Genomic DNA, 14,370 nt, shown 5'->3' on the forward strand with positions numbered 1-14,370 from the left:
ACCGAACACGTAGGTTAAGACTAAAGCGGCCGATGGTACTTGGCTGGAGACGGCCCGGGAGAGTAGGTGGTTGCCAAATTTTTAATATGCCCGAGTGGCGGAACTGGCAGACGCACAGGACTTAAAATCCTGCGAGCTAACCCTCGTACCGGTTCGATTCCGGTCTCGGGCATATATTTAAAAAAACATATTCAAGAATCCTGTATGAATGTAGGATTGTTGAATATGTTTTTTTGTTTTAATATATTTTTTATCTTAGTTTATTTAATCTAATGTACACATCTCAGCAAGATGCTTCCAATAACGTTTAGGCACAAAACTTCTTTGTAATTTAGGATTTTTACGTTCTTTAATAGTTGTACTATCATAATAGCTTTTAAATAAGTCTTGAAAGGGGTCAATGATATTATTACTTGCTAAGGCATTAGACTGTTGTAAAGATAGTTGCTGTAAGTAAACTTCTTCTTGATTATATACAAGAGCAGTCTTTCGTTTTAAATCATGAATAATAAAATATTGGTCAGAGAATCTTTTAATAAAGTGTTCAGATAAAAGAGGAAGAATATTGTGGTCAGGTTCTATTTGGGCATAGAAATACTTAGGGCTAATCTCTTTAAAGCGAACGAAGCCATTAAAACGATGAACTTCAAGTGTTACCCGACGGCGGAAAGAATCTACTTGAATAATTGTGTCATTATTTTTAGCTAGATTAATACTTTCACCATAGCGGTAGCATAATTTAAGATAATCTAAACAGAGATTCTCAAATCCTTTTAACTCACTTAGATAAAGATAGTAGACAGTCGAGAGAATAGCGGTAGAGAGTTTAGTCTGAATACTTGTATAAACCCGCTTAAACTTATCTTGCTCTACGTTAACTTTAATAGGTTCATAAAGGAGATGAGGTATATAATTGATTTCTCTAGTAATAAGAGGAGACTCTTTATCTTGGTAAGCATAGAAAATGGCAGTAAGAAAGCCTTCAAAACTTCCATCATATAAATAATTTTTCATAATTTATAACTCTCCTGTTAATGCAGTTGGTAAATCATCTAAGAGTAAAATTCTTGACTTAGAATGAGGTTGATCAAATAGGCTAAGTTGGGTAGCATTGTTTTCAACTATATTAAGGTCTAATTCAGGTTTAATAGCAAGGCGAATTTTCTCATCATCATAGGATACATTTCCATTATACTTTCCATTACATAATATAAAATACTGTGCACGTTTTAAAACAATACGTAACTTTTTTAAGTCTTCAAAGGTTAAGTTAGTAAGTCGTCTAGCACTTATAATCTTCTTTGCACCATTAAGTCCAATACCGGGCACACGTATAAGCATTTCGTAAGGAGCTTTATTAACTTCAATAGGAAAGAGATGCATATTACGTAGTGCCCAGGAGGTCTTAGGATCAAAGTTAATATCAAAGTTAGGGTTTTGTTCATTTAGTAGTTCATTTGCTCTGAAACCATAAAGACGTAATAACCAGTCACCTTGATAGAGTCTATGTTCACGCATAACAGGCGGAGACTTAAGTAAAGGCAAGTTATTGCCTTGATTAATAGGAATATAAGCTGAGTAATAAACACGTTTAAGTGAATATTTATCATAAAGCCCCTGGCTTAGATTCATAATACTTAAGTCACTTTCTGGAGATGCCCCTACTATAAGTTGTGTACTTTGCCCACCAGGTACAAAGAGAGGTGCATGACGGAAAGACTTACGGTTATCTTGACTTTCTAGAATATGAGATTTAATAAGCCTCATAGGCTTTAATATATCTTGTTTAGCTTTACTAGGTGCTAGCAGTTTAAGGGATTTAGAAGATGGGAGTTCAATATTAACACTCATACGGTCTGCATAAAGTCCACATTCATTAATGAGGTCTTCATTTGCACCAGGTATGGCTTTAACATGAATATAACCTCTAAAGCTCTGTTCAATGCGTAGTTTCTTAAGTACTGTAGTCAAAAGTTCCATTGTATGATTTGGATCCTTAATAATAGCAGAGCTTAAGAAGAGACCTTCTATATAATTACGCCTATAGAAGTTCATCGTTAAGCTAACGACTTCATCAGGTGTAAAAGCTGCACGCCGCACATCATTAGATTGCCTGTTAATACAATAGGCACAATCATAAATACAATAGTTAGTGAGTAAAATTTTTAGTAATGAAATACATCTGCCGTCAGGCGTAAAAGAATGGCATATACCACTGGCTTCAGTAGAACCTAAAGCACCTTTCTTAGATTGCCTCTTAGAGCCTGAAGAGGAACAGGATACATCATATTTAGCTGCATCTGATAAAATCTCTAATTTTGTTTTAATATCCATAACATCACCTTATTTTATTATAACAGAACAAATGTTCGATAGTCTAGGGAAGAAAAGCTTATTTAGAGAATAAATTTAATTTATTTATGAGATTTCTCTTTACATACGTCAAAAATCATGGTAAGATAATAAAGTAATTGGTTAATCATTGTGTATCCATAGCTCAGCTGGATAGAGCAACGCCCTTCTAAGGCGTGGGTCCGGGGTTCGAATCCCTGTGGATACGTACTGAAAAAGAAGGCATATAAACTTTTAAAGTTTATATGCCTTCTTTTTGCTATAAAAATTGAAATGATCAATGTTGCTGCAAAAGAGATGAAAATAAATACGACTAGTGGAGATATAAAGGTAGAAAATATAGAGATAGATTCCCTAGAGGGAGTTAGTACAAGTGGTGATTTAGAAATGAAGGTATGTGTAATAATGTAGAGGGTAAAACCGTAAGTGGTAATATAGAACTAGAATTAATGCAGCATCCTAAACAAATAAGAGTTGAATCGGTTTCAGGTGATATAGACTTAACCTTTGCTAAGATGAACGGATTTGATTTAGAGTTTAACTCCACAAGTGGAGATTTTGAAAGTGATTTTGATGTTATGGTAAAAAGTAAGAAAAAGTATAGTTATAAGGATGAAAGTGCTAAGTTGAGGGTAAAAACAGTTTCGGGAAATCTAGAGATTAATTAGCTCAATTGTATTTAGTTTAATGGATATAAAGTTTTTTATTGGCTTAAAATAAAAGTCAAGTTGAAGTGGTTCATGACTTTTAAGAGAGTGAGGCATAAGTTGCATATGTACATCCATAAAAGGACAGGATAATGTATAGATTATATGGTGTAAATATAAATGTGTGTATATAGAATGATAGAAGATAAGCTCATTTATGAACCTTGTTCTTGTCATAAAAAATACGATATGATATAAGTAGAGTAAATAATAAAATTAAAGAGGGTTACATGAATATTAAATTAGATTATTATAAGGTATTTTGTATGGTAGCGCAGTGTCAGAGTTTTTCTGCTGCGGCAAAGAAACTTTATATGACACAGCCTGCTGTCAGTCAAACTATTATGCAGTTAGAAAGTGAACTTGGCATTAGCTTATTTAGAAGAAGTGCAAGAGGTGTAGTATTGACTGCAGAGGGGGGCTTACTCTATGAGTATATACATACAGCTATGAATCTCATTCAGGTAGGAGAACAAAAGATTAAAGAAACCCTTAATCTAGTTGCTGGAGAACTTAAAATAGGGGTGGGAGATACGATTTCAAGATTTTTCTTATTGCCCTATTTAGAAGAATTTCATACAAGATTTCCGAATATCAAACTAAAGATCATTAATCGTACTACCATTGAGCAATGCGAATTATTAAAGGCAGGCGAAATAGATCTAGCAGTATGTAATTTACCGGTAGAAGACCCAGCGTTAGAGGTAAGAGAATGTCTGCCTATACATGATATCTTTGTAGGGGGAGAGGAATATAGGAAGTTAAGTAAAAATCCTGTATCACTCGAAACTCTTACTGAGTTACCACTTATCTTTCTTGAGAAGAAATCTAATTCTCGTCAGTATGTAGAGCAATATTTACTTTCAGAAGGTATTAAAATTAATCCTGAAATAGAACTTGGTTCACATGACTTATTACTAGAGTTTGCTAAGATTAATTTAGGTATATCTTGTGTTGTTAAAGAATTTGCTAAAGATTATTTAGAAAGTAAGGGAGTATTTGAGATTAGATTGATGCAACCTATTCCTAGGAGAAGTATAGGATGTCTATTCTTAAAGAGCGTCCCTTTATCACCAGCCTCAGCAGAATTTCTTTCTATACTAGAAACAAATATAAAAAATTTAAATTAGCTATTTACATACGTCAATAGATATGTTATTATACTTATGAAATAGCGATGGCCCAGTGGTACAGTTGGTTAGCACGCCGCCCTGTCACGGCGGAGGTCGAGGGTTCGAGTCCCTTCTGGGTCGCTTATATGCCGGAGTGGCGGAACTGGCAGACGCACAGGACTTAAAATCCTGCGGGACTTACCTCCCGTACCGGTTCGATTCCGGTCTCCGGCATAGGGAAATCCTACAACATAAGTTGTAGGATTTTTTTGCCTAGCTGAGGGCTAGATTTATGGACGTTCTAAAAAACTTTAATTTTTTTAAAAAAAGGCTTTACATATGACAAATACTATGTTATTATAAGAGAGTAATTGACATAACAACTTTGGAGAGGTGTCCGAGTGGTTTAAGGAGCTGGTCTTGAAAACCAGTGACTCCGAAAGGGGCCGTGGGTTCGAATCCCACCTTCTCCGCTTCAGAGCGTATAACATAAGTTATACGCTTTTTTGTTATGTAAAAATAAGTATTATAAAAAAGCTCGAAATGCTATGTGCATTTTGAGCTTTTTTATATATGAATTTAGAAAACGATTTTAGAGAGAGGAATACCTATAACTAAAATGATAAGTAACATCACAGCTGAGATGATAGTTGTATATTTATAAATATCAGATGTTTTGAACCATGTTTTATTACCATGAATAAGTGCGGCGTAAGGGGAAGCAGCAGGTGTTACAAGAGCCATAAGAACTAAGAAGATAAATATAGAGACAATTGGGTCTGCTGATATACCCATTGTGCCACAGAATGTAAAGATGATAGGAATAAAAATCATCCCAATTACTGCACTGTTGCAGAGGTTTGTTAGTATAAGTCCGATCACTAAAATCATCGCAATAAAGACAAATTCACTTGTACCTCCGAAGATCGGAGTAAGCGTTTGTTTAAGGAATGGTGTTACACCAGTAGCTTCAGAAGTTAATGCATTACCTATAGTTAATGCAGCTGCAATAAGGAATACGGTGCTCCATTGAACCTGAGTACTCATAACAGTTTGATAGTCGATAACAAACTTACCTTCTAACTTAAGTCCACATAAAATACCTACGAGTAGTACTGCAAAACCAAATTTGTTGTCATTGAAGAACTGTTGTAATGGACCTGCTGGTAAGATACCAGGAAGGAGCATTAAGATAACAAAAAGACCGAATGCAGTAGCTAATAGCTTATGTTTGAATGTTAGAGGTGGTAAAGGGTTTTTATTAAACATTTCTGCATTAATGGCTTTTAAGCTTGTAACGTCCGGTCTTAATACATATTTCATAAATAAGATAAGGACAGTCAAGCAAATAAGTGATAAAGGAATAGTAAGTCCCATATAAGATGCATAATTTACTTCAACACCTGAAACATTCTTATAATTGCTAAGTAGAATAAGAGGAACATCTTTAAATGGTGCAGAAGCTACACCAAGTATAGCAGTAATTACAACAGCTATTAGCATAAGTGTTGGATATTTATCACCTGGTTTATAATCTAATTCTTTAAAAATTCCGTACAGTATAGGCCAGAATAAAAAGGTTGGTGCAAAAGCGCTTGATAAGAAAGCTAATACGTATACACCTAAAAGAAGCATAAAACTAAACACCCAAGGTTTTCCATTAATAATTTTACGGGTTAAAAACCATCTGCCTATGTAATTAGTTAAACCAGATTGAACAACTGCTCCAACAAGAACCATAATAAATAGCATTTGTACAACGGTAGAATCTCCAAGAAAATTCATTAAGATAGTATTCATAGGTGCATAGGAACTAATTCCTAATAGCGATACACCCACTAAGCTTGGCCAAATTGAATCACAAGTCGTCCATAAATAAATTACACCGAAGAAGATCCCGAGTACTTCCATTCCGACAGGAGTGATAGGAGCTGGTGCCGGAATGAACTTAAAGAATAACATTAATGACACGCCAATTATAGAATTAATAAGATACCAATAATTTAGCCTACGTTCTGTTTGTTGCATAAAATTCATCTCCCTTTTAAAATAAGTTCTAAAAATAACCTAAATCAAGTATGTTAAAATAATAACATAATTGAAGAAATAAAAAAATAACATAAGTTATTTAGAAATAAATTTTGTATAAAGAAATAAAAAAATAAATCAATTATATGTATATTATCACCATAATAAAAAAGTAAATTGACAATATAATTTGGGTTAATATACAGAAAAGGGCAAAATGATTGTTAATCATTTTGCCCTTGTTATTTAGAATAAAATGTTTGAAAGTGGTATACCTACTAAAATCGTAATAATTAAAATAAGTATAGTCATTAATGTAGCATATTTATATATATCATTAGAGTCTAACCAAGATTTATTACTATGCATAATTGCTGAGAATGGTGAAGCGGCAGGGGTAATAGTACCTAATAGAACAACAAAAATGAATATAGCAATAATTGGAGCAGGCATAATTCCCATAGATTGAGTGAAAGTGAGAATAATAGGGAGGAAGATAATCCCAATTACAACACTATTACAAAAGTTTGTAAGTATAAGTCCTAATATAAGTACTAAGATAATAAAAGTAATTTCTCCAGTTCCTTCAAATATAGGTGTAAGGAGTTTACTTAAGAACGGTGTTACACCTGTTACGTCTGAAGTAAGTGCGTTGCCAATCGTAAGGGCTGCACCTATGATAAATATAGAGCTCCATTGAGTATGGTTATTAGCAATAGATTGGTAGTCAATAAGGAATTTACCGTTAATTTTAATGAAACAAAGGATGCATACAACAGCTAAGGCAAAGCCATATTTATTATCATTAAAGAATGGTCTAATAGGAGAATCTGCTGGAAGAAGACCAGGTAGAAGCATGACAATAATATAAACTATGAAAGCTACTGAAAGAATCTTATGTTTTAAATTTAATGGTGGTAAAGGATTTTTATTAAACATTTCTGTATTAACTTCCTTAAGTAACGTAACATCAGGTTTTAATATATATTTCATGAGTAAAATGATGCTAATGATAGATAAGAAAGATAAAGGTAATGTTAATCCCATAAAGGCAGTATAGTTAATTTCGTTGCCGCTAAGTGTTGTATAGTTGTTAAGAAGGATAAGTGGACCGTCTTTAAATGGAGCAGCAGAGAAGCCGACAATTGCAATAACTACAACTGCAATAAGCATAAGTGTTGGATATTTATCTTTAGGTTTATAACCTAACTCTTTAAAGATACCATATAAGATAGGCCAGAAAAGAAAGATTGGTGTAAAAGCAGATGATGTAGCACCTAGTGCATAAACACCTAGGAGTACCATGAATGAGAACATCCAAGGCTTACCATTGATAACCTTTCTTGTTAAAAACCATCTTCCGATATAGTCAGTTAAACCTGATTGCACAAGTGCACCGATAAGAATCATCATAAAGATGAGCTGGACAACAGTTGCATCACCTAAGAAGTTCATTAGAATTTGGTTCATAGAAGCATAACTACTACATCCTAATAATAAAATTCCTAATAAACTTGGCCAAATAGGATCAATAAAAGACCAGAGTAAAATCATCCCTATGAATATCCCTATGATTTCCATCCCTATAGGAGTAATAGGTTCTGGAGCAGGAATGAATTTAAAAAAGAGCATAATAAAAATGCCGATAGCTGAAGTAATCCAATAGTGAATATCAGCTTTGGTGAGTCTTGCTTGCATGAAAATCTCTCCCTCAAATAAAGTTTAGCCAATAAAATAAGCCATAGTGTGTTAAAACAATAACACACTATGGCAGAATAAAAAATAGCCTATGTTAGGTTTAGGTAAATAATATATTAGTAGGGAAGAGATTCTGTATCCTGAATATATCGTTCTAGTATATCTAAGTTTTTAATAACAATAAGGTGACCATCCTTTTCAATTGCACCTACCTGTTTTAAAGAACGCATAATACGAGATACAGTTACAGTGTGAACGCCTAAATATTTAGAGAGTTCAACATAGTTAAAATGTTTATTTACAATGCGTCTTTTGCCAGACATATAACTAAAGTCTAGCAAAGTTTTGCATAAACGGCTTGGCGTACTTGCTTCCTGCATAAAGTGAAAATGATAAAGTACGTTAGAAAAATGATTTGCAAATAGTGTCATGATATAACGGTTAAGATGAGCATTTTCACTTAATAATTTGTAGAAGCTTTTATAAGAAATTTCATAGAGCTTACAATCAGATTTAGTATACATATAAAAGGCCGCAGAGGCAGCATTTGAGGGGAGTGTCAGGTATGCAGGAGTAAAGTTGATAATGCTTCCTGAAGCAAAATAATGATAGATTTTTTCCTCGCCAGATTTTGTAATGCTTATAAGAGCACATAGTCCATCTTCTAAACAATATACATGATCATTTAGGCGCTCTAAATCATAGAGACATTCACCTTTTTTTACAGTACGAAATTTCCCAATTTTGCAGAACTCATCAAAATAAGATTTATCTATTGATGTCATGATGCATCCCCCTCTAATGGTAAAAATAAAATAAGTATTATATTTGAAAATACAATATATTGGCTAAAAAATCAATGAAAATAAAAAAATAGATGTAGATGCCCTTAAATTTTTGAAACATAACATGCGTTATTTTTAAAAATTTAAGAGAATGATATACTGAATTTATAAGAAACGAAGGACAAAATTATAAACTTATTTGTTAAAAAATTATCTAATCAATATATACAAAGTAAATGGAAGGGGCGTTAAGCGTGGCACTATACGACGTAGTTATTATTGGAGCAGGACCAGCAGGTATGACAGCAGCTATTTATGCAGCAAGAGCAAATATGAGTGTGCTTTTATTAGAAAAGCTTGCACCAGGTGGACAAATTATTAATACACATGAAATTCAAAATTATACAGGTGTAGGAACTATTAATGGAGCAGAGCTTGCTTATAAAATGTTTGAGCATACACAAGAATTACAAGTGACTTTTGATTACGGAACGGTTAAAGATATTAAAGAAGAAGGTAATATCAAAATTATTACATGCGAAGAAGAAGAGAAAATCTTTGAAGCTAAGACAGTCATTTTGGCTACAGGGACTATTCCGAGAAGACTTGGTGTAGAAAATGAAGACCGCTTTGCAGGTGAGAATATTAGCTGGTGTGCAATCTGTGATGGGGCTTACTACAGAGATAAAGATGTTGTTGTTATTGGTGGCGGGAATTCTGCTGTAGAGGAAGCAATCTACCTTGCAAGTCTTGCAAATTCAGTAAAAGTAGTTACACTATTTGATTTAACAGCAGACCCAGTATCTTGTGATGAATTACGTGCCCTTCCAAATGTAACAATTTATGAATTCTATAACATCGAAGGATTCACTGGAGTAGAGAAATTACAAGGTGTGCGTATTAAATCTACCCAAACTCAAGAAGAGTTAGAACTTACATGCGATGGCGTATTTGAGTATATAGGTCTTAAGCCATCTACAGAAGCTTTTGCAGCATTAGGTATCTTAGATGAACAAGGTTATATTAAAGTAAATAGTCGAATGGAAACAAGTGTTGCGGGTATTTATGGAGCTGGAGATGTGGTAACAAAAGAGTTAAGACAAGTTGTTACAGCATGTTCAGATGGCGCTGTTGCAGCACAAGTAGCATCAAAATATATTAAAACAATTTAATTCGTATAAAAGATTAATTAAAGGAGCTAATAATCATGATTAAAGAAATTACAAACTTTGAAGAATTTAATGCAGTAGCAAACCAAGGTAAAGTATTAGTTGACGTTTATTCAAAAACATGTGGTCCATGTAAAATGTTAGGTTTTGTATTAGCAGACTTAGAAAAAGATATGCCAGATGCAGTAATTTTAAAAGTAGATTTTGATCGCAATAAAGAAATCGTTGAAAAATATGATGTAGCATCTTATCCAACTATCCTTTTATTACAAGATGGGGAAGAAGTAAAGCGTTTAAAAGGTTTACAACAAAAACCGGTATTAAAACAATTATTAGAAGCTTAATTAAATTATCATAAAACATCATTTTAGGTAGGAGGAAAGAAAATGTCAGTATCATTTAAATCGGTAGACCATCTTATTACAGCACAGTACAGACAAGAACAAGCTATGCTTGAAGCTTTTGCAAATGGTAGTTACAGTGTAGAAAGTCCATATGTAAAATTAAATCCTTATATTGTATGTCCACTTTCAGCAGTTATCATGTTTAACACAGAAGAAGAAGTAGAAGTTACACTTACTGTAAAAGGTAAAGAAGAAGCTGGAAATATTACTCATACATTCCCAAAAACAAAAGAGCATAGACTTCCGGTAATGGGCTTATATGGAGATTATGAAAACACAGTTGTTCTTAAACTTTCAAATGGTGTAGAAACAGAAGTTAAAATTCAAACAGCACCTGTCCAAGATAACATTGGTAAATGTACATATATCAATACAACAAGTGAATATATGCAAGATAATATCATGTTTACAACACCAGCTGGTGAAGACTATGCAGCGGGTTATGACTATAACGGAGACTGCCGTTGGTACTTAACAGAACCATTTATCTTTGATATGAAACGTCTTAAAAATGGTAATGTACTAATTGGTTCAAATCGCTTCATTGGTAAACCATATTATATGGCTGGTATCTGCGAAATGAGCCTCTGTGGTAAAATTTATAAAGAATACCGTATTCCAGGTGGCTATCACCATGACCAATTTGAAATGGAAGACGGCAACTTACTTATCCTTACACAACAAGCTGGAGCAGCAACTGCAGAAGATATGTGTGTACTTGTAGATAGAAATACAGGTGAAATCTTAAAATCATGGGATTACAAAAAAGTACTTCCACAAGATAAAGGTAAATCAGGTAGCTGGTCAGAACATGACTGGTTCCATAATAATGCTGTATGGTATGACAAACGTACAAACTCTCTTACATTATCAGGTAGACACCAAGATGCTGTTATTAACTTAGATTATGAAACAGGTGACCTTAACTGGATTATCGGGGATCCAGAAGGTTGGCCACAAGAAATGGTAGATAAGTACTTCTTTACACCAGTTGGAGATGGTGAGTTCGATTGGCAATATGAGCAACATGCATGTGTTGTATTACCAGATGGCGATGTTATGATGTTTGACAATGGTCACTGGGGATCAAAAGACCCAGCTAAATATGTGTTATCAAAAGACAGCTACTCTCGTGGTGTAAGATATAGAATCAATACAGAAGATATGACAATTGAACAAATCTGGCAGTTCGGAAAAGAAAGAGGCGCACAATTCTTCTCACCATATATCTGTAACGTAGAATATTACAGAGATGGACATTACCTTGTACATTCAGGTGGTATTGGATACTATGATGCAAAACCAACACAAGTATTACCAGCGTTCCTTGATACAAAAGATCCAAAAACAAAACTTCAAACTATTACAGTAGAAGTTGAAGATGATGTAGTTAAATATGAAATGCATACAACTGCAAATTACTACAGAGCAGAAAAACTTAAATTCTATCATGAAGGTACTAATCTTGAACTTGGAGAAGGACAACTTTTAGGCCATATGGCTGTAACAGAAGAGTTCTTAACAGAAGTCCCAGCAGAAGATACAGGTTTATTATTACCAGAAATTAATGAAGGTAAATTCATTAATGAAGTTGACCGTATTATCTTTGATGCAAAATTTGAAAGAGGTCAACTTGTAATGCTTCAATTAGAATCTATGACAAATGATGATGTACATAGATACTTTGTTCCAACAACTAAACAAACATTCTTAGCAATGTGCGCAGGTACATTCCAAGAGTCAGATGAAAGAGTTGTTAAGTTCAATGTTAATAAAGAAGGTTTAAGTGGCATCTTCAAAATTACAGTTATCGTAGACGATAAAAAATATCAAACAGGTGTTGTAGTTAACCTATAATTTAAAAAAAGGTGTAGAATCTCACAAAAGATTCTGCGCCTTTTTTTGTTTTTGTCGGTAAAATACATAAAAAAATATACAACAAGTATATATTTTTGTGGTAATATAATAGTTGTCACAAGATAACAGACAAAGAGGGGGCACAATTGGTGATAGGTTACGTATATAATAAGGCAATGGAAGAACAACTAAGAGACTTAGGCGTGAGAGAGGGAGATATCTTATTAGTACATAGTTCTATAAAAGCATTAGGACTTAAGGATTTAAAAATAGAGTCTCTTATAAAAAGTATAGAGAATGTGTTAGGTGAAAAAGGAACATTATTAATGCCTACATTAAGTTATAAAAGTGTAGATGGAAATAACAATGACACCTTTAGTGTAAAAGATACACCATCTGATGTAGGCGCATTAAGTGAGTGTTTCAGAAAGATGGATGGTGTAGTACGTAGCTTGCATCCAACACATTCTGTGTGTGCAAAGGGAAGATTTGCAAAAGAGTTACTAGAAAACCATCATTTAGATCAAACACCATGTGGACCAAATTCTCCATTTAGACTGGTTAATGAAATGGGAGGACATATATTATTTTTAGGATGTGGGTTAAATCCGAATACCTCTATGCACGGGGTAGAAGAATTGGTAGAACCGGATTATTTATATGGTGAGATGCTACAATATAAACTATTTAATGTAAATAGAGAGAAGAGTTATAAATACTATAAGACACATGGATTTAAAAATACCATCCAATGTTACGATAGAATTGAAGCGTTGTTAGAAGAAGGTACTGAACTTAAAAAAGGGAAAGTATTCGAAGCAGAATGTTATTTAATAAATGCAAAGGCAATGTGGAAAAAAGCTATCAATATACTTAGAGAAGATGAACATTATTTTGTAGATGTAAAAAAGAGTTAAAGTAGGATATTATCCTACTTTAACTCTTTTTTAGTGATTTTTATAGTGAATTATAGGGGGTCTAAATTAGAAGTCGCATCTACGGCAACCACATCTACGGCAACCACATCTACGGCAACCGTGACCATTGTCATCATCACGAGAAGTTCCTCTGATGCAGCCACGATCTTCAAGTCTATCAAAAGCGTTATCTAATCTTCTAATGTCCTCTTTTAAATCATCGATACGTCTTTCAACTTCATTAGCTAAGCGTCTGCAGTTACGGCGACGTCTGTCATCTCTGTCATCTCTGTCATCTCTGTCACGTCTGTCATCCCTGTCACGTCTGTCATCCCTGTCATTTCTGTCATTTCTGTCATCTGTGTCAAAGTCACAGAAGTTACCTCTTACTTCACGTTCTTCAAAATTACGAAAATCATCTTCAAATCTTGAACAATTACAATCACATGCCATACTAAAAACCTCCTTTAAAGTTGTTTACAATTATATAATATGTACGACCTCTAAAAGGGTGACAAACCTATGGTGAAAATAAATAATATATATTTAAATATAATTAAGAAGAAGAGGCGATAGGAAAGATAATGACATTTATGGAATGGATTAAAATAAGTTGGGGTGAACAAGATTTTAAATTAAAAGCATTTTATTAAGCTGAGTATTTTTAATGAATATACTTATTTTAAGGAAATACCTTTATAGTAAAATATTGTTACTTTCATTGTTTTCTCAGTCGGGATTACCATCATGATGAAAGATATCCTTATTAATATAGTAGGGGATTTATATATTTTATGGGCTGAACCTTTTAAAATGGGAGATAGGATAGAGGTTAATGGCAATATAGGAGATGTAATTGATGCAGGATGGTTACAATTTAAAATGATAGAAGTAAGCAATAGAATTAGCCAAGAGCAAAGGCTTTTTTCCTATTTATAACTATGAAAAAGGATTTTGCTATACTTGGCATGAGATTAGTGTTGATAATACACTAGAAGAGCGATTGGGAGAAAGCTAAAGAGATACTATATGATATTATAGAGAGAATACAGAGGGGATTATAACTTTATCTATTAGAGTAATTTAATGCCTATTATCTATATAGAAGTAAAGAATAATTATATTAGGCTTACAGCAAGATATCTATGCAGTCTAAGGCAAACTAGAATGGCGAAACATACGCTGTGGGAAAGCTTTCTTAAGATTATTCAACAAGAAAACAATATTAATTTAAAAAAGGTGTAAAAAGGGGTTGACTTATGCAAAGTTATAGTGCATAATAATAAAAGTCAGCAGGGCACAGCGCCACTGACACACAGGGCTGAGGCCTTGATAAATAAG

14 protein-coding genes and 5 tRNA genes are annotated in these 14,370 nt (G+C 33.5%); 13 read left to right on the top strand and 6 right to left on the bottom strand.

Features of this window, described 5'->3' with window-relative positions; genetic code table 11:
• Positions 1 to 88: 88 nt before the first annotated feature.
• Positions 89 to 172: transfer RNA gene (locus tag ACLTBU_RS16625), tRNA-Leu, on the top strand.
• Between the two features lie 92 nt (positions 173 to 264).
• Here the strand turns inward: ACLTBU_RS16625 and ACLTBU_RS16630 are convergent.
• The gene (locus tag ACLTBU_RS16630; RefSeq protein WP_412220100.1) at positions 265 to 1,014 is read right to left on the bottom strand and encodes a TIGR03915 family putative DNA repair protein; all 750 of its coding nucleotides are present in this window, start codon (positions 1,012 to 1,014) and stop codon (positions 265 to 267) included.
• Between the two features lie 3 nt (positions 1,015 to 1,017).
• Positions 1,018 to 2,334, bottom strand: coding sequence for a putative DNA modification/repair radical SAM protein (locus ACLTBU_RS16635; protein ID WP_412220103.1), 1,317 nt, complete (start codon positions 2,332 to 2,334; stop codon positions 1,018 to 1,020).
• 152 nt (positions 2,335 to 2,486) lie between these two features.
• Between ACLTBU_RS16635 and ACLTBU_RS16640 the strand changes: the two genes are divergently transcribed.
• From ACLTBU_RS16640 to ACLTBU_RS16670, 7 genes are all read left to right on the top strand, one after another.
• A tRNA-Arg gene (locus ACLTBU_RS16640) sits at positions 2,487 to 2,560 on the top strand.
• A 65-nt stretch (positions 2,561 to 2,625) separates the two neighbouring features.
• Positions 2,626 to 2,763, top strand: a complete 138-nt coding sequence (locus ACLTBU_RS16645) for a DUF4097 family beta strand repeat-containing protein (protein ID WP_412220105.1) — start codon at positions 2,626 to 2,628, stop codon at positions 2,761 to 2,763.
• The gene (locus ACLTBU_RS16650) at positions 2,748 to 3,020 is read left to right on the top strand and encodes a DUF4097 family beta strand repeat-containing protein (RefSeq protein WP_412220108.1); all 273 of its coding nucleotides are present in this window, start codon (positions 2,748 to 2,750) and stop codon (positions 3,018 to 3,020) included. The genes ACLTBU_RS16645 and ACLTBU_RS16650 overlap by 16 nt, the downstream gene beginning before the upstream one ends.
• A gap of 269 nt (positions 3,021 to 3,289) precedes the next feature.
• Complete coding sequence (locus tag ACLTBU_RS16655; RefSeq protein ID WP_320651462.1) at positions 3,290 to 4,189, top strand: LysR family transcriptional regulator; 900 nt, start codon at positions 3,290 to 3,292, stop codon at positions 4,187 to 4,189.
• Between the two features lie 49 nt (positions 4,190 to 4,238).
• Positions 4,239 to 4,312, top strand: a tRNA-Asp gene (locus ACLTBU_RS16660).
• Positions 4,313 to 4,319: 7 nt separating this feature from the next.
• Positions 4,320 to 4,405, top strand: a tRNA-Leu gene (locus tag ACLTBU_RS16665).
• Positions 4,406 to 4,558: 153 nt separating this feature from the next.
• Positions 4,559 to 4,644 (top strand) — tRNA-Ser (locus tag ACLTBU_RS16670).
• 106 nt (positions 4,645 to 4,750) lie between these two features.
• Here the strand turns inward: ACLTBU_RS16670 and ACLTBU_RS16675 are convergent.
• From ACLTBU_RS16675 to ACLTBU_RS16685, 3 genes are all read right to left on the bottom strand, one after another.
• Positions 4,751 to 6,199 carry an SLC13 family permease gene (locus ACLTBU_RS16675; protein ID WP_412220110.1) on the bottom strand — a complete coding sequence of 483 codons (1,449 nt, stop codon included), beginning with the start codon at positions 6,197 to 6,199 and terminating at the stop codon, positions 4,751 to 4,753.
• Positions 6,200 to 6,445: 246 nt separating this feature from the next.
• Positions 6,446 to 7,897 carry an SLC13 family permease gene (locus ACLTBU_RS16680; RefSeq protein ID WP_249334195.1) on the bottom strand — a complete coding sequence of 484 codons (1,452 nt, stop codon included), beginning with the start codon at positions 7,895 to 7,897 and terminating at the stop codon, positions 6,446 to 6,448.
• 116 nt (positions 7,898 to 8,013) lie between these two features.
• Entirely contained in the window at positions 8,014 to 8,682 is a 669-nt protein-coding gene (locus tag ACLTBU_RS16685; RefSeq protein WP_337528149.1) for a Crp/Fnr family transcriptional regulator, read from the bottom strand.
• A gap of 254 nt (positions 8,683 to 8,936) precedes the next feature.
• On the opposite strand from ACLTBU_RS16685, the gene ACLTBU_RS16690 reads away from it, so the two are divergent.
• The 4 genes from ACLTBU_RS16690 to ACLTBU_RS16705 all read left to right on the top strand — a co-directional run bounded on the left by ACLTBU_RS16690 (position 8,937) and on the right by ACLTBU_RS16705 (position 13,029).
• Positions 8,937 to 9,854 (top strand): NAD(P)/FAD-dependent oxidoreductase, encoded by a 918-nt coding sequence (locus ACLTBU_RS16690; protein ID WP_320651458.1) that lies wholly within the window; start codon positions 8,937 to 8,939, stop codon positions 9,852 to 9,854.
• A 35-nt stretch (positions 9,855 to 9,889) separates the two neighbouring features.
• Positions 9,890 to 10,195 carry a thioredoxin family protein gene (locus ACLTBU_RS16695; RefSeq protein WP_249334188.1) on the top strand — a complete coding sequence of 102 codons (306 nt, stop codon included), beginning with the start codon at positions 9,890 to 9,892 and terminating at the stop codon, positions 10,193 to 10,195.
• Positions 10,196 to 10,237: 42 nt separating this feature from the next.
• Positions 10,238 to 12,112, top strand: a complete 1,875-nt coding sequence (locus tag ACLTBU_RS16700; protein ID WP_249334186.1) for an aryl-sulfate sulfotransferase — start codon at positions 10,238 to 10,240, stop codon at positions 12,110 to 12,112.
• Between the two features lie 149 nt (positions 12,113 to 12,261).
• Positions 12,262 to 13,029, top strand: a complete 768-nt coding sequence (locus ACLTBU_RS16705; RefSeq protein WP_337531284.1) for an AAC(3) family N-acetyltransferase — start codon at positions 12,262 to 12,264, stop codon at positions 13,027 to 13,029.
• Between the two features lie 66 nt (positions 13,030 to 13,095).
• Here the strand turns inward: ACLTBU_RS16705 and ACLTBU_RS16710 are convergent, their stop codons facing one another.
• Entirely contained in the window at positions 13,096 to 13,482 is a 387-nt protein-coding gene (locus ACLTBU_RS16710; RefSeq protein ID WP_412220114.1) for a hypothetical protein, read from the bottom strand.
• 294 nt (positions 13,483 to 13,776) lie between these two features.
• Between ACLTBU_RS16710 and ACLTBU_RS16715 the strand changes: the two genes are divergently transcribed.
• Entirely contained in the window at positions 13,777 to 13,968 is a 192-nt protein-coding gene (locus ACLTBU_RS16715) for a mechanosensitive ion channel domain-containing protein (protein WP_337531288.1), read from the top strand.
• Positions 13,969 to 14,370: the final 402 nt, after the last annotated feature.

This window comes from Zhenhengia sp. (assembly GCF_046966505.1).
Lineage (GTDB): Bacteria > Bacillota > Clostridia > Lachnospirales > Cellulosilyticaceae > Zhenhengia > Zhenhengia yiwuensis.

What these genes read in the sequence shown, in the direction of transcription:
- ACLTBU_RS16680 (WP_249334195.1), bottom strand. Translation starts at nt 7,897, where the DNA reads ATGCAAGCAAGACTCACCAAAGCTGATATTCACTATTGGATTACTTCA.
- ACLTBU_RS16630 (WP_412220100.1), bottom strand. Translation starts at nt 1,014, where the DNA reads ATGAAAAATTATTTATATGATGGAAGTTTTGAAGGCTTTCTTACTGCC.
- ACLTBU_RS16715 (WP_337531288.1), top strand. Translation starts at nt 13,777, where the DNA reads ATGATGAAAGATATCCTTATTAATATAGTAGGGGATTTATATATTTTA.
- ACLTBU_RS16645 (WP_412220105.1), top strand. Translation starts at nt 2,626, where the DNA reads ATGATCAATGTTGCTGCAAAAGAGATGAAAATAAATACGACTAGTGGA.
- ACLTBU_RS16650 (WP_412220108.1), top strand. Translation starts at nt 2,748, where the DNA reads ATGTGTAATAATGTAGAGGGTAAAACCGTAAGTGGTAATATAGAACTA.
- ACLTBU_RS16685 (WP_337528149.1), bottom strand. Translation starts at nt 8,682, where the DNA reads ATGACATCAATAGATAAATCTTATTTTGATGAGTTCTGCAAAATTGGG.
- ACLTBU_RS16635 (WP_412220103.1), bottom strand. Translation starts at nt 2,334, where the DNA reads ATGGATATTAAAACAAAATTAGAGATTTTATCAGATGCAGCTAAATAT.
- ACLTBU_RS16695 (WP_249334188.1), top strand. Translation starts at nt 9,890, where the DNA reads ATGATTAAAGAAATTACAAACTTTGAAGAATTTAATGCAGTAGCAAAC.
- ACLTBU_RS16700 (WP_249334186.1), top strand. Translation starts at nt 10,238, where the DNA reads ATGTCAGTATCATTTAAATCGGTAGACCATCTTATTACAGCACAGTAC.
- ACLTBU_RS16710 (WP_412220114.1), bottom strand. Translation starts at nt 13,482, where the DNA reads ATGGCATGTGATTGTAATTGTTCAAGATTTGAAGATGATTTTCGTAAT.
- ACLTBU_RS16655 (WP_320651462.1), top strand. Translation starts at nt 3,290, where the DNA reads ATGAATATTAAATTAGATTATTATAAGGTATTTTGTATGGTAGCGCAG.
- ACLTBU_RS16675 (WP_412220110.1), bottom strand. Translation starts at nt 6,199, where the DNA reads ATGCAACAAACAGAACGTAGGCTAAATTATTGGTATCTTATTAATTCT.